Genomic DNA, 19,344 nt, shown 5'->3' on the forward strand with positions numbered 1-19,344 from the left:
TCAAGTGGGCTGCGGCCCTACCTCGAGAAGGCCGCCTTAGGTGGATTTTTGATGCCGAATGCTTGCGCCCTCAGGGGCCGAAGGGTTGTTTTTCCCTCCGCAGCGCGATTGCATCTACCGTGACCAATTCGGACAAGCCTGCCGGCGAGATTGTTGGCAAGCGAAAAATGCAGTTTTGAGTTGGCGCCGCAACGACTCACTGCTTTTCCGACTTCTGGGAGCGCCAGCTTTGCGGAGGCAGACGAGGGTAGGCCGACCTCATTGCAGTAATCGCTGAGCGGCATAAGAGTGCTAGAATCGGGCTGCTTGCGACTACATCCATATGTGTTACAAGTTATTATTCGGTCGAGCGACCCGAGTCGATTATTACTTCGTTGGTTATTTTACGCCGCCAACTTCGCAGTAACTGCGGAGCGATCCGTATTGCAACCTGTTGGGACGTCCAATGGCATGATTGGCTTCGCAGACCAATCTCCTGAACGCTTCATGCTAGGTCATAGCCTAGAAGTGAACGGATTGTCCGGGGCAGTCAGTCTCGGCATCCCAATTCGCGCAACACCTGGTCGCAATGGTTTTCAGCCCGCGCTTTCGCTGAGCTACGCGGGTGGAGGTGCTAACTCGACGTTCGGAGTCGGCTGGGTGCTGACGGGCCTTGCCGCGATCGGCATTGATACCTCGCGCCGCGGCCCGCTCTATCGCGAGGGCGCCGATCGATACGCATTCAACGGCGGAATGTCGCTGGTACCCTATCTTAACCGGGCCATTGACGGGAGTTGGCAGCCGGTCGTCGAGATTCGCGCAGGCCAGCGGGTAGAGCGCTACCGAAGTCAGACCGAACGGACGTTCGAAAAGTTCGAGAAATGGTTCGACCCAGCGACAGGTCGCGTCCACTGGCGTGCCTATTCCCGCAATGGTGTGATCTCGATTTTCGGACTCGCGGCAGACAACTCTACCCGCATCGCCGATCCGGAAGATCCCGACAGGCGCACGTTCCAATGGCTGCTGGAGGCCCAATACGACCCTCGCGGAAACGCCATCATTTGCCAATATAAGGGCGAGGATTTCACTGGGGTTGACTCGGCCGCAAGTTTCGAGCGCCGACGCGTGCTCAGCGGAGCCGGTATGGCCCAGCGCTACCTCAAGCGAGTTTGTTACGGAAACAGCAAGCCGCTCTCTCCCGCGCAGCCAGCCGCAGCCGGCAATCAGTGGCATTTTGAGCTGGTTCTCGATTACGGCGAACACGGCGGGGCAACGCCAACGAGCGAAGAGAGCACGACTTGGCCGGTCCGCGCCGACCCGTTTTCAACTTTCGCGCCGGGCTTCGAACTGCGCACTTATCGCCTGTGCCGCCGGTTCCTGATGGTCCATCAATTTGCCGAGCTCGGGCCCGTGGCGCGAGTGGTCGGGGCTACCGAGCTGACCCATTTGGCAGATCCGGCCGGCACAACCTTGCAGTCCGCATCCTTCCGCGGGTTCAGGACCGATCTGACTACCAATAAAGTGATTTCGCGAGCGACGCCTTCGCTCGCGATGAAATACAGCTCGGCCACCGTCGGCCAAGCCTTCGAGCCGATGACCGCCACAGAAAACCTCCCAATCGGCATCGATGGGGCGGCCTATCAGTGGTTCGACCTGCGCAACGAAGGTCTCCCGGGCATCCTGCATCGACTGGGCCAAGCGTGGTACTTCAAGGAAAATCTTGGCGGAGGGCGGTTCGGGACGGCCGAGCTTGTAGACGAGATTCCGATCGCGGCATCAGCTGCGTTCCAGCTCTCTGACTTCGACGGCGATGGGCAAACCAACCTTGCTAGCTTTGAGGGACGCGAGGCGGGAATTTTCGTGCGCGAGCGCAATGGGGGACGGTGGAGCGGCTACCAGACCTTGCGCAGACTGCCGCGCATCGACCTGGCCAACGCGCGCGTGCAGTGGGCCGATCTAAACGGCGACGGCTACCCGGACCTCTTGATCGACAAGCATGATGTGATCGTATGGTACCCGTCGGACCGCGGCGAGGGGTTCGCAGATCCGATCGAAATCGCTCGGCCTGAGGCTCGCGAAGGCGGTGCGCCTACGCTGCAAGCGTCATCCCGCATCAACACGTTTTTTGCAGACATGACGGGGGACGGCCGTCCCGACATGGTGCGGATCGATCGTGGCCGAGTGGAATACTGGCCCCACCTGGGGGAAGCACGGTTCGGCCCAGGCGTCCTGATGGAAGATGCGCCCGCGCTGGACGACTTCGGAGAGCTCGATCCCGCGCGGCTGCGGCTGGTCGACCTGGGCAGCATGGGGGGGGCCAGCCTGCTGTACCTCGGTCGCGGGGTCATCCGCTATTGGATAAATCGATCGGGCAACAGTTTCGCACCGGAGGCGCGGATCACCGGGCTGCCTTACATCGACAACTTGTCGTCCGTCGAAGTGTTCGACCTGCTAGGAGATGGTTCGCGCTGCCTCGTTTGGTCCAGCCCACTAGGCGCCCAGCACGGTCAGGCGATCAATTATCTGCGCTTGTCCGACGAATTGCCGCCCCGCCTGTTGTTGTCGGTGACCAATGGCATGGGCCAGGAAACCCGCTTCGTCTACCGCTCCTCGGCCAAGGACTTTTTGCGGGACAAGGCAAACGGCGTCCCCTGGCGGACGCAAATTCCTCATCACCGGATGGTGGTGGGATCAGTCGAAGGCATCGATCGAGTTGCCGCCGTCGCGGTAACCACGCGTCACGAATATCGCGACGGCTACTTCGACAATGCGTCGCGGCGATTCGTGGGCTTTGCCTCGGTCGATGCCTACGACACCGATCTCAGCCGTGCTGGAGGCGAGGCGGCCTCCGAGGACAATGCGCCGCCGACTTTGATCAGGACGTGGTACAACACTGGATCTTCCAACGCAGACGCGAGCCCAGAGCCCGACGTTTATCGCGGGGACACCCTCGCCGCCCGCTTGCCCGAACCGTTTCTTTGCGATGTAGCTAACCTAACCACCGAGGAACAGGTCGAGGCGTTGGCGTGCGTCGCCGGCACCCTTCGGCGGCAAGAGGTCTTTGCGGTGCGCGCCGACGGCACCCGCGCGCCCCATCCGCTTAGGGTCACCGAATACGCCTACTGTATTCGTCTCATTCAACCCACGCGCAGCGAACGCGATGCCGTTTTCGCCTTCATACAAAGCGAGACGGTGGGGCGTGATTACGACGAAGATCCAAGCGACCCTCGTGTCACTCACCAGTTCCAGCTCGATCACGATGACAGCGGCAATGTCACTCGCCGCTTGTCACTCGCCTACCCGCGGCGATCCGGGGCAATTGGCACGATCGCCGGCCAGGGGGTGCTGCACGCAACGCTGGTCGACCGCGAGGTTCAGAATTACGACCAAATCGACCGTTTCGAGCTCGGGATCGAACTAAGCGAACGTCACTTCAATGTATCTGGTATCCCCCCCCCGGCGGGCGAACTATACCCGATCGATACCATTCGCGTGCAGATCGCGGTAGCGCTGGCTGATATACTCGAGTTTCACGAGGCACCCGACGGCGCCTTGCCCCAAGCCAAGCTCACGACGTGGCGTCGCGGCCGCTTCTGGAACGATGGTCTGACCGCGGTCCTGCCACCCGGCGAGGTCGGCTCGATCGTACTTCTCAATCGCGAGGAGCGCGCCGCTTACCCCGCGGCGGGCATCGCTTCAGTGTTTGGCGGCCGCGTTGACGTGGGCATGTTGGGAACCGAAGCGCAACTTACCTTGGCGGATGGGCACTGGTGGGTAAGCGACGCACAGTACGTCTACTCTGCACGCGATCATTTTCACCGGCTGAGGCAGCAATCGAGCCCCGGCGGCGGTTTGCAGACTTTTGCTTTCGATCCGCACGATCTGCTGGTCACATCGGTCACTGACGCATTCGGCAACCGGATCAGCGGAATTTCCGACTACCACGTCATGGCCTCGTCCTCCGTGACTGATGCCAACGGCAATGTGTCAGAGACGCTTTACGACCCTCTGGGCCTGTCGTCAGTTGTATCCACCCACGGCGATCAGATTGGCGCAGATGGCGGGATCCACCCCGTGGGCGGCGACCCGCTGGCCCTTTATACACCTCGAGCCAATTTCACGTTCGCCGACGTCATCGCCAATCCGGCACGATTCCTCCAGCACGCGAGCCGTTTCGTCCATTGCGACATGGCTGCGTTCGAACGCGGCGAGGGTCCAGTCAGGTCGATCCTACTAGAGCGGGAGCAGCATCGTCATGACGGCGAAGGAAACACCACCGCATCCTCCGCCATCCGGGTCACGATCAACTATCTCGACGGGTCGGGCCGTCCGGTTCAAGTTAAGTTGCGCTGCGGTCCCGGAGAAGCGATCGAGCGCAGCGCGACCGGAGCGGTCGTGGTCGACGGCATGGGCCGCCCCAAGACGGTGCCGGTTGCGGTGCGCTGGGCGGCCAGCGGGCACGAAGTGCGCAACAACAAGGGCTGGCTCATCCGCAAGTACGAGCCGTGGTTTTCCAGCACCGAGGCTTTCGAATCCGATCTCGAGCTTCGGCACTATGGCACCGCAGTCCGCAGCCTCTACGATTCGGTCGGACGGGTAGTGCGGCAGGAATTCGCCAACGGCAGCTTCGCCACTTCAGCGCATTCGGCATGGCAAGTTCGCAACAGCGACGCAAACGATAACGTGACCGGATCTGCTTACGAAGCGGCTCGCATCGCATTACCGGCCGGAAGCGCAGAGCAAGGTGCGCTGCTCAAGGCGCAGCTCCATGCGCGCACGCCCCGGATTGTGGACATCGACGCCCTTGGACGAGCCATCGCCGTCACCGAGACTGGAAACGATGGCGCCAAGCGTCGCTCGTCGATCGAGTACGATGTGCTTGGGTCGCCCAAGCGCTTTGTCGATCCGCGCGGACTGACCGCGTTCGCCTACGAATCCGATATGCTCGGGCGGGTGCTTTGCGAAAGCGGCATCGATGCGGGTGATCGCTGGTCGCTGTTCGACACGCACGGTCGCCTTATCAGGCGGTGGGACGGAAAAGGCCAGCAGCATGTCTATGGGTTTGACGCCAATGGGCGCCATGTTTCCACCCGATCTGTCGAGCCCGGCGGAATCGACGTCCAGACCGAACTGCTGGTTTACGGCGACAATCCGGCGATGCCACAGGCGCAGCGGCGCAATCAGCGCGGACGGTTAGTCGAGCATCGAGATGAGGCCGGGATCGTGCGTTTCAACAGGCGCCATATGGACGGCACGGTCCTGGCCAAGCGACGGGTGCTTCGCGACGGCACCAATGCACACAAGACGGCGGTCGACTGGTCCAGCCCCACGGCGGTGACACTCCAGACTGTGGCGTATTCCTCGAGCCAAGAGATCGACGCGCTTGGCCGTCCGGTGATTCAAGAGCTGCCGGACCAGACACGACGCGAGCTAACCTATTCGCCACTCGGCCACCTTGAACAACTCCACTTGAGTACCGCTGATGGGCGCCTCGATCGCCTGGTCATCCTCGAAGCAACGGAGGCCAATGCCCGCGGCCAGCCTACCCGGATCGCGTTCGGAAACGGAGTCGAGACAGCCTTTTCCTACGACCCAGAGACGCTCCGTCTGGCCCGCCTGACGACGCGTTCCGCCGTCAGTGGCCGGACCTACCAGGACGTCGGCTATACCTATGATCCGGTCGGCAATATCACGCGCCTGCACGACATGGCCCAAGATCCCGGCGCCAACGTGCCCCTTATGCAGGGACTGACCGTCAGTGCTGTGTGTGAATATACATACGATCCGTACTATCGGCTGGTCGCGGCTACCGGACGGATCCATCAGGCGCTGCTGCAACACGATTATCGCGAGGGGTTGAGTGAACCCGACGCACTGAAGGGCACTCGCCACCTGAGCCTCAACAACGGCGCAGCGATCGAACGCTACACCCGTCAATATGCCTACGACATGTCCGGCAACTTCTTGCAGATGCGCCACATCGGCGTCTCGCGCAGTTGGACGACCGATTATCGGACATCGCCGCAGTCAAATCGCACGCTGCCCCGCAACGATATTAATGGAAATGCGATCACCAGCCCGGAAGGCTACTTCGACGCCAACGGCAACACCGTTCGGCTGCCACACCTGCGGGCCATGCAGTGGAACTCCGATAACAGGCTTATCCGGGCAGTTGTCATCGACCGCTCCGCGGCCGGCGATCCGGACGATGCCGAGTACCATGTCTATGGCGGCGATGGGCAACGGGTGCGCCGCGTCAGCGAACGGCTGGTGGGAGGCGCGGTCGAAACCGTCGAGACAATATTCATGGATGGGTGCGAGATTCGCCGCATCGTGCGTGCGGGAACCGTGCGGCTCCATCGACTCACATCGCACATCTCGGACGGCTCGCGCCGGCTTGCCACTCTTCACCAGTGGCGCATCGATGACGCCGCTCGAGAAACCGACGACATCGCGGCCAAGAAGCTCCACTTCCTCGTCGGCAACCACCTCGGCTCGGTAGCGCTGGAGCTCGACGAGGCCGGCGCTGTCCTCTCCTACGAAGAATACTTTCCGTTCGGCGGGACGAGCTTCCTGGCGGGTCGCAACGCGCGCGAAATTAAGCTCAAGGACTTACGCTATTGCGGTAAGTGCCGCGACGACATGACCGGTCTCTATTGCTATGAGTACCGGTTCTATGCACCGTTCATCGGTAACTGGTTGAGTCCCGATCCGCTAGGTCCTGGGGCCGGGCTCAATTCCTATTGCTTCGTCAATAACAACCCGATCGTCTTCATCGATCCACTTGGCCTCGACATCGCGGGGGTGGTCGAGGGCGGCCCAAAGGGGATGACCAAGCAACAAGCGATCAACTACTACAATTGGAACTTCGCCTATCCGAACGGCTGGCGGCTGACCGATATCCGTCGCCCGACCGCGAGCGAGAAGAAAGAGCACCCTACGATGGAGTGGGTCGAGAAGGACTCTCGGCCGCTGACCGACAAAGAAAAGGCCATCATCAAAAAGGTCAACACTTCCAGTGCAGAAACAGCCGCCCAAAAGGAAGCAATTTACGAGATAAGGGAAGCTCTTTCCTCACTGGATGACATTACATCGTTGGATCTGACGAACGCGGACCTCTCCAGCGACAATAACAAAGAGGGCTCCGAGGGGAGTGAGGGAGCCGAGGACAAGGGCGGCGGCGACGCCGACAAGGGTGAAGGGAACAAGAGCGAAGGCGAGAAGGGCGACACCGGCGGAACCGGAACGGCGGATTCCGGCGATGGCACGGGTTCCGGCAAGACCGGGACCGGCGCCGGTGGAGGCGGTACGGGGGACGGTACAGGAACCGCGGAGGGAAAGGGCTCCGGAGAAGGAAAGGGATCAGGTAGCGGCATCGGCAGCTCGGCCAAGAAGGGCAGCACTGGTAGCACAAAGACCGGCGGAACAATCAGTGGCGGGAAACCCGGCGGCAAAGAAGGCGGTCGCGAGGGAGGGACTGGTACCGGCAAACCTCAGGGCAACACTGGCATCGCCGATGGCCTGCAAGGCGGCACCGGGACCACCGTTCCACCTCCCGGCACCCAGATCGATCCAAACGGTGTCCCCTACACGCCCGACATGAAGCTGACCGAAGTCACGCCGGAGGCCGGCACGCCCGACAATCCGAATGGCGGCGGGGGCGGCGGCACCGAGGGTGACGTCCGCGGATCGCCCGGGACGGAAGGAGGGAGCGGCAACCGGCCCGGCGGGATCGAGGGCGGTTCGCCCGAAGGTTTGCCCGGATCGACCGGGAGCGGCAGTTCGGGCCAAGGGCCTAACACAGGACGTGAAGGCGGCGAGGCCGGCGGCAGCGAAGGCGGCCTGATCGGCGGTCAGGGCACATGGAGCCTGCCAACCTGGCTCGCCTCGCCAATCAACTCGGTGATCGAAGTCGGCGGCAAAGTGCTCGATGTCGTGCAGATCGGGCTCGACATCATCGGTCTCATCCCCGGTCTCGGCGAGATCGCCGATGGCCTCAACGGCCTCATTTCACTGGCCCGCGGCGATTACGCCGGCGCGGCCCTAAGCTTCGCGGCGATGATCCCTTTCGCCGGTTGGCTCGCGAGCGCCGGCAAGTTCGCCAAACGCGCGACCAAGGCTACCGAGCTGGCGAAGGAAGCCTCGCACCTAGCTAAATACGCCGACGAAGCGGCCGAAGTCGGCGGGGTAATCGCGCGTAATGCCGATGAAATGGCGGAGGTGGTGGCCAAAGGTGCGGATGAATTAGGGACATTCACTGCCGCGGGCTCAGAAGTATTTCACGCGCCGGGGGTCACCCGAGTTGGCGAGGACGTCGTCTCAAAGCGCGTGGCCGGCAATGTAAAACAACTTCCTGGTACACATGACGCAGTTGTTCATGGAACCATGGTTGATGAGGCAGGGGCGATGTTCAACGTGGATGGATTGCCCACACACACAAACCAGATTGCTGACGCCATTCGCGCCAATCCAGCTTGGAACGGAGAGCCGGTGCGGCTGGTAACTTGCTGGGGCGGGTGCGGCCCAGCGAAGGAACTTGCCAACATACTTAAAGTCGATGTTATTGGCGCAACCGATAAAGTTCTAGTTGAGCAGGTCGCAAACGCAACCGCTCAGGTAGCAAATGGCGGCTTCTGGAAAATATTTTCACCGACAGGGATTGAAAAGGTTTTCATTCCATAAGGAGGTCTTTTTGAAGACAATTGGATTAATTGCAGAGCTTGAGGGGAGACAACCCAGAAAGGATTTGCCTTTACTTAAGCAAGCTTCCTATAAACTGGACAAAGATGATGTTGATGCCGTAATTGCTTATCTCAACAGCGGGATCGATGTTATTGACATAATGGGCTCAAGCCAAGACCCCTTAGACAAAACAAAGTACATCCCTGGTGGGTACAGTATACAAAGTGATGGATACTGGATTTGGCGTGCTGATCTAACGTATTTCGTTTCGAAGTACAGAATACAACTACCAGATTTATTTATTCATTCTGTCAAGCGTGGCCCACCACTTGGATTAAATGCCTCTAAAATTCGGGCAAAGGCGCAAGAAATCCTGACAGTTTATGAGGCGAATTCTCGTGGAGACTGACGATGGACAAGCAGCAACTTCTCGAACTTGAAGCCAAGTCTCATTTGACGCCGGCGGAGTTGCGCGAAGCCAACGACCCGATCGCGGGAGAGATCACCGCACGCCTGGAAGAGAGCGTGGCAGCGGCCGAGGTGGCGAGCGTGCTGTCCGATTCCGAACCACTGCACCGGCTGACTGATCGCGTGGCCGTGCCGCTGGGCGACGCGCCGCAGCGCCGCAGACTACGCGGCGCCGTGTTCGACGCAGTTCGCGCCGCCGTCGCGGCGGATCCCGAAATCGCAGCTGATCCCGAGGTTGAAACGCACTTGCGCAAGGCGGAGGAACGGGCGCGCGAGGCGGCGCAAGCACGGGGGATCGACCCAACCCTCGCCGAAGCCGCGCGACTCGACGAGCCGGTGGCATTCAATCCCGCGTTCTCCGCGCAGCTCGAAGCAGCGCGGATCTACCGGCTTGGCGATGCCGCCGGCCTAGCCGACGAGACCGCCAAGGTGGTAATCGACAATTTGGGCTCGCTGTCAGAAGTCAGCGAGGAACGCTTGGCGGGACTGGTGCGTGACGGGACGCTGATGGCCACCGATGCTGCCGCCGTTGGCGTGGCCGCCTCAGTCTATGCCATTCTCGACGAGCGGCCGGAGCTAGTCGCGGCTGCTGCGAACAGCCTGTCGAACCCGGCCGAACTGGTCAAGCACACCGCGGCAGACTGGGAGCGCCTGGTAACTGCCAGCGGCACGACGCCTCCGGGCGAATTGTCTGCCAAGGACTACGGTGCGCTGTTGCATGAAAAGATCGAGCGGCTGTTTCTCGCCGAGGCCCTGTCCCTGCGCGGCGCCGCAGTGGACGCCGGCAAGGCGATCGCGAGCAATCGGGCATTGGCCAACATCCGCAAGGACAATCCCGACGTTCCGGTGGCGGGCGCCGCCGAGCTCGAAGCGCTGGACACATCGCGGCTCACCCCCACCGAACGCAAGAAGGCAGAGGAGAAGCACGCCGAGATCCGCCAGTTCGTCAATCGCTTTGCTGGGATGGGTCTAGATGCGGTGCTCGACGATGCGAACCTTACCAAGGTGGCCCGCAAAAAAGAGGTCAACAGGCGCGTCGAGCTGGTCAACGCGTTTCTTGCCGGCAACAATGGGGTGCTCGCGCGCGACCTAACGCAAGGTAGCACAGATCTCAAGGAAGTGAGGTTCCCGGCAAGAGCCTCGGCGAGCGACAAGGCCATGGTCTTGGCGCACGTCCGCACCTACCAGCGCGCCCTAGCCGTCGCCGAGCGGCTCGATGATGCCGAGGCGCTGGTCAGCGCCGGATACCGCTCGGCCCAGGCGATAGCGTCAAGCGATGCCCAGACGGTCGCGGCAAAGGCGCGCATCGATATCGCCGATGCCGAAGCCTACGTCGCACGCGCCAAGGCCATCACTGTTAGGGTGACGGGTCACTTTGGAGCGATAATCGATGCGGTTTTCAGCGGCAAGAACCAGCTGCCGGTCGACAACACGACCCCGGCTATAACTGGGTTCCTGAAAGAGATCCCTGGCTTCGCGGACTTTTTCGGCAACCAGGATTTTTGCAACTGCGCTCACTGCCAGTCGATCCTGAGCCCAGCGGCCTATTTCGTGGACCTGATGTGCTTCATCGACGAGCACGTCACCCAGCCCTATTTCTCCACCCAGCCCGCACACGTCTTGAACCTGAAGACGCGACGGCCCGACTTGTGGACGATCGAGCTCACTTGCGACAACACGAACAAGCCGATCCCCTATCTCACGATCATCAACGAGATCCTCGAGAATGCAGTGGCAACTGATTCTGGATTCACCGGCGACCTTACCAACCGGGCCGCGGTGGCCGACCATGTCTACAAGACCAAGCTGCCCGACGCGCTCGACAGCTTCGTGCAGCCGCTCAATCTGGCGTTCGAGGAAATCCGCACGTTCCTTCGTCACTTCGCGCTGACCCCCGCAAACCTCGGCGAAGCGGGGCTCGCGACGGGAAATAGTCTGACGCGCCTGATGCTTGGGGTTTCGCCCAAGGACTTCGCGCTCATTGCCACGGCTGACGACGCGTTGGCGTTCCTGACCAAGGTCTATGGCGTCCCCCTGTCCGAAACCGCGGGCAAGATCGACCGGTTTGAAGTCAGCCGGCTGATGAAGCCGATGGGCATCACGCGCGCCGATCTCGACGAGCTGGTCGCGAGCCGGTTCGTCACCGAGGACGGCGCGGTTCCGATCGCGTTCAAGGGGGCGAAGCGCACTGCCGACAGCATTCAGAATGACGTCGAGTACATCGAGGGGCTCACCCGCGCGGCGCTCGACCGCCTGCACCGCTTCGCGCGGCTACGCAAGGTCACTGGGTGGAAGACAGGCGAGCTCGACATGGTCTTGGCCCATCTTGCCCAGCGCGGGATCGGCAATGGGCTCGACGCAGAGGCCCTTGGCGCGCTCGCCAGGTTGCAGCGCCTGCAAATCCGCCTCAAGCTATCGATCGAGGAGCTGACCCCGCTGTGGTCCGCCATTCCGACGATGCCGATCCTGCGCAAGGCGCCACTGGCGGCGGGCGAGGGTTTCCCCAAGGCTAAGTCATCGCAGGCGAAATTCACGGTGTCGCTGTTCAACCGTCAGTTCAACCAAACCCGCCACGTCGAGACGGGCGGCAGTTTCCCGAAGGATACGGCCGCCTTCCTCCATCCCGCACTTGCGGATTCGCCGTCTCCCAATCCCGATCCTGAGTTAGCTCGACTGATGGCTGGGACGGGAACTACCGAAGGAGAACTGTTGGAGCTGGTCACCGGCCTCGCGCCGGCGCTCGGGATCGAGCCTCACTCGGCCACTGAAGCGGATCGCGCTTTTGCGTTGACTTCGCGCAACCTCACGCTGCTCTATCGCCACGCGCGGCTGGCGAAGCTGCTGCGACTGCCGATCACAGAACTTTTCGCCCTCGCCGGACTCGTGCCCTCAATGACGAGCGGGGTTGTTAACGGCATCGACGACCTCGAAGACCTTTGCCGAGCCGCAGCGTGGCTCAAGGGTTCGCGCCGAAAGCTTTCCAGCTTGCTTTTGGCCGTACAGCCCGCGACGCCGCCGGCTCTCACCAGCACCGCGGCCGTGACCGCCACCACCGCGGCGCAGACCGTGACCTACCAGGCGACCGACGGGGCAGGCGCGGCGCAAAACGAGACTGTAACATTCGCCGCTCATGGCGACCTGACGGCGATTGTTGCCGACTGGAACGGTCAGGCACAATTCACCCGGGCCTATCAGTCAGACTTCGCGGGCCTGCCCGAAAGCACTGGCACCTTTCTGTCGATCGTCGGCCATGCCGAAAGTGGCGCCGAGATCCAGGTTACCGCCGATGCGGGCAAGATATTCGGTACGGCGCTTCCATCTAAGGCGACCGCGCGATCGACTGGTGCGACGCTTGCCGGGACACTCTTGCCCACCGAACAGGAAATCGCCGCAACCCTTGCCGCCCAAACCCGCGCGGCTTCGCTGTTGGTGTTCGCCGACAGTCTCTTTTCATTTCTGCCACCCTTCGCGGCCCGTATGCGGAGCCGGGCGGCGCTGACCAACGCGACCGGCGGAGAACAGGTGAAGCTCGCCGTGACCTCCAATGGGACGCAGCAGGCCACCGAAACGATCACGCTGGCGGCGAACGCGACGCTCGATGCCATAGTCTCCGACTGGAACATCCAGTCGGCCAGCACCCTAGCCTATCGCGCCGACGTCAAGGGCCGTCCCGCCGTCGGAGGCACCCGGCTCGGCATAACCGCCCGCACGGGCACTGGCAGTACCAGCATGATCACGGTAACGCTCGACAGCGCATCGATCTTCGCGGCGACTGTTCCAGTCGCCTTCAAGGGCGGCGAGATTTCCCTTGAGGCGTCGCGCGCAATCGTCGACGCCAACGTGGCCCGATTCGAGCCGGTCGATGGGGACGGGCGCTACCAGCTCAAGGCGAACTTCGATCCGGCGGTGGCACTAACCGTTCCCACCGGTATCGACAGCGCGCTTGAGCCCGCATTACGCGGCCTCCTGCTCGCCTATCACTCACCGGTGATCCTCGCCTCGCTCTTGCCGGGCCTTCTTGGGATCGACGCCGCCGTGCTCGCGCCGCTGGTCGAAATGTTGGGTCTCGATCTCGCTGTGCCTCAGATCTTTGATGAGCTTCGCGATCCAGAAATGGAGCATCCGATCCTGGCCGGAGCTATCGCACGCCTGCGGCGGCTGGACCGCGCGCTGGCCGATGCGTCGAAGCTAGGCGCTGAGAACCTGTCATTCCTCAAGGACAAGGCCGCTATGGTGTTAGGGGCCGCTAGCTTTGACAGGCTCGACCTTGCGTCCCTGCGCCGGATCGACCTGTTCAAGCAGTTGAGCGCGCCGGTTCCTGACCATCCAGAGCGCGCAGCCGACCTGCGGGCGCTGCTAAGCGCCTTTACCACCGCGAACGCGTTCGCCGCGGCAGATCCCGTGGTCCTAGCAAAGTTCCTCGACTGCGCGCCGGGTACTGCCCAGTCGCTTCAAGGCAGCTTGCCGTTGGCGCCTATCGCGCTTGATGCATTCGCCGAGCTCAAGACTGCGGCTGACATAGTCACGCTGATCGGCGCGCCCGGTGAGCTGTTCACTCTCGCCGCGTCAACAGACTACGACGACCTTTCGGCCGCCAGCGCCGCCATTCGGGCGGGACTGCGCTCAAAGTATCAGGACCAGACCGAGTGGGAGGAGAAAGTCGAGCCGTATGAGAATACCCTGCTTTCGCGCCGACGGGACGGACTAGTCGCCTACCTCATCCATACCGGCACGCCTCAGTTCGACGAAATCAGCGACCTTTATTACTACTACCTGCTCGACGTGGAAGTCGAAGGCTGCATGCGCACATCACGTGTCGCCGCGGCGATCGACAGCGCCCAGCTCTACGTCAACCGCTGCCTGATGAACCTGGAGGAATCGCCACCCGGCGCGACTCCAAGTGTTCACATTTATCCCGCGGCCATTCCCGAGGATGAATGGAGCTGGCGCAAGAACTACCGGGTTTGGGAAGCCAGCCGAAAGATCTTTCTTTACCCCGAAAACTACATTGAGCCCGAGCTGCGCGACGACAAGACTCCGCTGTTCAAGGCGCTCGAGGAAGACTTGCTGTCGAAAGATATCACCGATGAATCGGTGCTCGAAGCCTTTGGCCGATACTTGCGCGGGTTCGACGAGCTTGCCCACCTGACCATTGCCGGGGCCTACCACGAGAAGGACAAGGACCGCCGCAAAGACGTACTTCATCTAATCGGTGTGACTGCCGACGATCCCCCGACCTACTACTACCGCCGGGTGGAGGATGCGCACTACGGCGCGGTCGCTGCGGACCGGGCGACGCACTGGGGGGCGTGGGAAAAGCTCAACGTCCAAGTCCCGGTGCGCAAGGCTTCGCCGGTAGTCCACCGTGGCCAACTCTACCTGTTCTGGATCCGCTACGTCACCAAGCCGCAGAACCGGGTCAAGGATGGCGAAAGCAAGTTCACCGGCTACCAGCACAAGGCATTCGTCGAATTCGCCAAGCGCAAAATAGACGGTACTTGGACCACCCCGCAGAAGCTGCGGCTGAATGAGAATCCGTTCACTCCCAACAGCTTCCCGCCGTCCTACCAGGACGACGGCGTGATCCTCGATCCGATTGTGCCCAAGGACAGCACGATGGTCGACATGCCGTTCTTCGACTTCACATTCTATTCGAACTACGAGCCGCTCTACGATTACGTCACGCACGAAATCCCCAAGGAGGACTACCAGCCGCGCGGGTTCCAGTGGGACCAGCTCTATCCGGCGTCGAAGAACGACCTCACTTTGCGCGGCGTGAATTTCCAGATGTGGTCGCCCGTGGACCTCTACCGGCTCGAGATCGGCGAGCAGGTCGTCGCGACCGGCGATCCTGCCAACGGTGGAGTGCCGTGGCTCAATCCTGCCCTCCTGGTCATCCTGTGGGCGTTGAGCGGGGGCAAGTTTGACCTCACCGCTCACCTGCCAGGGCGGCTGGTGTGGTCGCGGCGGACGGGCGACACGCGCGAGCTGCACACGACGCCGTCGGGCATCCCATGCTTCGACACGTATGCCTACGCCACGGTGATGCTCGATCGCGCTCGTATCGAACATTACGAGAAGCCGCTCGCGGCTCGTAACGCCGATAATAGCAGCGGGCCAGGGCCGTGGACGCGGCCGCAGTGGAACAAGACCATCACTGATTACCTGAAGCAGATGCAGAAAGTTGATCGGATCGGCGACATTCCCGCCGAGGCGACCATCGACGTCGTCAATGGCTCGGTCGGCGATGTCATCATCCAGACCAGCCGGGACGCGTTCTACCTCCAAGCCGATGTACGAGCAGACGGCAAGTACCATCTGCGCCGCCTAAACACGAGCTTGAGCGAGCCGATCGCGGACACGCTGTTCCACGACGGGCTCGAAACCCTGCTTGCGACCAATACCCAACTGGGTCTGAAGGAGGCGGCGACGGGCCTCAACCTGATGGCCAGCAAGGTGTTTGACGCGTCGCAGACCGGATCGGTCGACTATAGTGGGGCGATGGGCGCGTACATGCGCGAGGTGTTCTTTCACATCCCCTTCCTGATCGCCGACCATCTCTGCAGCCAGGGCCGATACGACGACGCCCAGAAGTGGTATCACTACATCTTCGATCCTACCTCGGCCGAAGCGATCACCGTGCCGGCGACGCTCTCTGCCGAAGAGAAGCATCGCCGCGAGCTCGACCGTAACTGGCGCTACCGTGAGTTCCGCAGCTTGCCATTCAATTCCATGCGCGCCCAGCTAACCAACGCGGTTGCGATCGAGCAATACCGCCGGGATCCGTTCAATCCCCACGCGATCGCGCGCCTGAGGCTGTCGGCCTACCAGAAGGCGATTGTGCTCAAGTACGCCGACAACCTGCTCGATTGGGGCGACGACCTGTTCGTCAAGGCCTTTGCGCAGCTGAACCCCGAGTACCTGCGCGAAGCGACACTCAAGTACGTGATCGCCCAGGAAATCCTCGGTGGGCGTCCTGCCCAGCTCGGCGACTGCGGGGAAGGCCTCCCCCAACCGCGCACCTTTGCCACTATCAAGCCGCATCTCGACGGGGATTCGGAGTTCCTGATGGAGCTGGAGTCGGTGATTGTGACTGGAGGAAGTCGGACGTTCGCCAACCTCGACAAACTGCGGCATATGCCGGTCTCGAACGCGCTGGCGCACGTCGCAACGACAGAAACTTACGCCGCGGGCCTGAGGAAAGTGCAAGCGGCGTCCGCCGCCACCGCAGGCACGCCGCCGCCCCCCCCGCCAGCGCATCGCGAGGCAACCCTGCGCCAGGCGATGACCGCGTCGGCAGGCGTGCGCAAGAAGGCGGTCAACGTGACCCGCGCCGACGTCGTGGTAAAGGAGGCGGTCGCGGAGCCAGAGACCAAGATCACGGTCGCCCACATAGGCGCCCATCGGCTGCTCAACCCGGCCAAGATCAAGGTGCCCAACTGGGGCCGCTCGATCATTCGGCAAGTCACGCCGATCTTTTGCGTGCCCGGCAACGACCGCATCCAGACCTATTGGAACCGAGTGGAAGACCGACTCTACAAGTTGCGCCACTGTCAGGACATTGATGGCAATTTCCGGTTGCTACCCCTGTTCGCACCAGAGATCGATCCCGCCCTGTTGGTCGGCGGTGCAGCGGGCGGGCTGAGCCTGGAGGACATCCTCGGCGCAAGCGAAGGCAGCGTGCCACCTTTCCGGTTCCGATACATACTCGAGAAGGCGCGCGGATACGCAGCGACGGTGCAGGGCTTCGGCAGCGCGCTGCTGGCGGCGCTGGAGAAGCGTGACGGGGAAGAGCTGACTCGCCTGCGCAACCTCCACCAACGCAACATCCTCACGCTCATGAGCGAGATGAAGACGAACGAACTCAAGATCGCCGAGCAAGGAGTCGAAATCGTCCAGCGGCGTTTGACCGGAGCGGAGTACCGCCGAGATTACTACGAAGGGCTGGTCTCGAATGGCCTACTGGCGACTGAAGTCGCGCAGCAATCGGCACAGCTCGTCTCCGCGGGCATCCGCGGAGCGGCCATGGCAGTGGGCATCGCAGCTGCGATTACCAAGCTGATCCCCCAAGTCGGCTCGCCCTTCGCGATGAAGTACGGCGGGATGGAAGTGGGCGACAGTCTGGCCAATTGGCTGACTGTGGCGACCAATTCCGCCACGATCAGCGACAGCGTCGCCACAACTATGGGCATCATCGCCGGCAACGAGCGCCGTGAGGATGGCTGGCGACACCAGCTCAAGCTGGCCGAGATGGACATCAAGGTGATCGAGAAGGACCTTGCGGTGGCTGAACTGCGCCGCGCGATCGCCGCGCGGTCGGTGGAGCTCCACGAAAAGTCGCGCGACCAGCAAGACGAAATCATGGCCCTCTACGATGCCCGTTTCACCAACCTGGCGCTTTACACGCACCTAGCGCGCACTCTCCAGCAAATGCACCGCGAGGCGTATAGCGCGGCCCTTTCAATGGCCCGTCTGACGGAGCGAGCCTATCGCTTCGAGCGGCCCGACGATCCCGGTTTCTATGTCGGCGGCGAATGGGATTCCTCGCGCGCTGGACTACTAGCCGGTGAGCGGCTGAGTCTGGCTTTGGCCGCAATGGAGAGACGATTTGTCGAGACCACGACACGCCAGGCGGAGATAAACCAGACATTCTCGATGTCGCAGATTGCGCCGGCGGCGCTCATTTCACTGAAGCAGGCCGGATCGTGCGAGTTCGCACTTCCGGAATTCTACTTTGACTTGTTCTACCCCGGCCAGTATCGGCGCAAAATCAAGGCGGTGCGGCTGACCATCCCAAGCATTACAGGCCCCTACACCAACATCGGCGCCAAGCTCTCGCTCACCCGCAGCTATCTGCGCAAGGAACCCGTCCCAGGCGCGTCGCAGCTTGTGGAGGTACCTGTCTCCGGCAATCCGTCGATCGCGACAAGCACTGCACAGGGCGACGCCGGAGTTTTCGAGCTCAACTTCAGGGACGAACGGTACATGCCGTTCGAAGGCGCGGGTGCCATCAGCGAGTGGCGGCTAGAATTGCCGGCAAACTTCCGTCCGTTTGACTACCAGAGCATCAACGATGTCTTGATCAACATTAGCTACACAGCCGACGATGACGCCGGTCTGCGGCAGCATGTGGAGGACAGCAACGCGGCGCTCGAAGGGGCGCTGTTGAACTACCTGTCGAACAGCTCGCTGACACGCGTGATCAGTCTTCGGCAGGAGTTCTCCAGCGCGTTCAATCGGCTGGTGGAAGCCCCGGCAGGCACGAGCGTGACAGTCGACATCAGTGAGCGTCACTTCCCGCTCTTCCTCCAGGGCAGGACCCTGAAGGTGGCAGCTGCGAGTGTTGTGCTCGACCTAGTCGAGCGAAAGCCAGTGGGTTCGTTCAAGCTCAAGCTGAACGGTACCTCACTCTCCCAATTTGGCGCGCCGACGAACCCATCCTCGCCGAACGACACTTTCGGCGGATTGCCAAACAAGCCAGCTATCAATGCTTTCCCGGCGGGTTTGCAGGCACGCCACACGCTGGAGATTCAAGCGGCCGGTCAACTTGCTGCGTCAGCAGGCTCGTCGGCCACGCTCGACAGCGAGCAGCTGCACGACATTCTGCTCGTTGTCGATTACTCGCTCTGAGTTTTGGCCACCAAAACAAGGGAGGAGAGCGAAGTCAGGCGGAGAATCAGTTGCGCTTCTTTGGTTGGCGTAGTGCAAAGGTGCGCGCCTTTGCTCGGAGCATTGCCAAATTAAACGCAAGCTTCGAAGGACCACGGGCCGAGAAGAGATCGTGCTGAGGCGGGCGTTTGAAGGTCGTTTTGGCCCCGATCAGCGTCGTCTCTTGGGTGACTGCTGAAACCTTCCACTGCGACCGTCCGCTTCAAGAACTGATAACCCAGCACGTGTGGATAGTGAAGCCGTCTGCGCGGAACCAATCCTTTGCTTCCTATGTGCTTACGGCTGCGCACAGGACAACCCTTACTGTAAGCATAGAGGTCGATTCCATGCGGGTTTTCAATATGATGGTGGTTGCGGGGGTTGGATTTGAACCAACGACCTTCAGGTTATGAGCCTGACGAGCTACCGGACTGCTCCACCCCGCGGCACCAATGCGGTCTGCAGGCCCTAGGGCCGGAGACCAAAAAGCCGCCGCTCGGCAGGACCGGCAGCGGCTTTTCAAGCATTATGAATGGGTTTTCCGAATACGCCGGCTGCAATGCCTGG

General features: G+C 61.7%; 3 protein-coding genes, 1 tRNA gene and 1 rRNA gene (1 of these 5 cut by a window edge). 3 read left to right on the plus strand and 2 right to left on the minus strand.

The window, feature by feature from the left end; genetic code table 11:
* The first annotated feature begins 450 nt into the window (after window positions 1–450).
* Genes GRI89_RS02875 through GRI89_RS02885 form a run of 3 tightly spaced genes read left to right on the plus strand, consistent with a single transcriptional unit; the run spans window position 451 to window position 18,759 of the window.
* Window positions 451–8,661 carry a SpvB/TcaC N-terminal domain-containing protein gene (locus tag GRI89_RS02875; RefSeq protein ID WP_159792017.1) on the plus strand — a complete coding sequence of 2,737 codons (8,211 nt, stop codon included), beginning with the start codon at window positions 451–453 and terminating at the stop codon, window positions 8,659–8,661.
* Between the two features lie 10 nt (window positions 8,662–8,671).
* Entirely contained in the window at window positions 8,672–9,070 is a 399-nt protein-coding gene (locus GRI89_RS02880; RefSeq protein WP_159792019.1) for a hypothetical protein, read from the plus strand.
* A 2-nt stretch (window positions 9,071–9,072) separates the two neighbouring features.
* Window positions 9,073–18,759 carry a Tc toxin subunit A-related protein gene (locus tag GRI89_RS02885; RefSeq protein WP_159792021.1) on the plus strand — a complete coding sequence of 3,229 codons (9,687 nt, stop codon included), beginning with the start codon at window positions 9,073–9,075 and terminating at the stop codon, window positions 18,757–18,759.
* 387 nt (window positions 18,760–19,146) lie between these two features.
* On the opposite strand, the gene GRI89_RS02890 is transcribed toward GRI89_RS02885, so the two are convergent.
* Window positions 19,147–19,223 (minus strand) — tRNA-Met (locus tag GRI89_RS02890).
* A gap of 115 nt (window positions 19,224–19,338) precedes the next feature.
* Window positions 19,339–19,344, minus strand: a 5S ribosomal RNA gene (rrf, locus tag GRI89_RS02895); it runs 109 nt beyond the window's last position.

Source organism: Croceibacterium salegens (assembly GCF_009827435.1).
Classification (GTDB): domain Bacteria; phylum Pseudomonadota; class Alphaproteobacteria; order Sphingomonadales; family Sphingomonadaceae; genus Croceibacterium_B; species Croceibacterium_B salegens.

Excerpts from the sequence above, each read along its gene's own strand:
- GRI89_RS02875 (WP_159792017.1), top strand. The coding sequence starts at position 451 with ATGATTGGCTTCGCAGACCAATCTCCTGAACGCTTCATGCTAGGTCAT.
- GRI89_RS02885 (WP_159792021.1), top strand. The coding sequence starts at position 9,073 with ATGGACAAGCAGCAACTTCTCGAACTTGAAGCCAAGTCTCATTTGACG.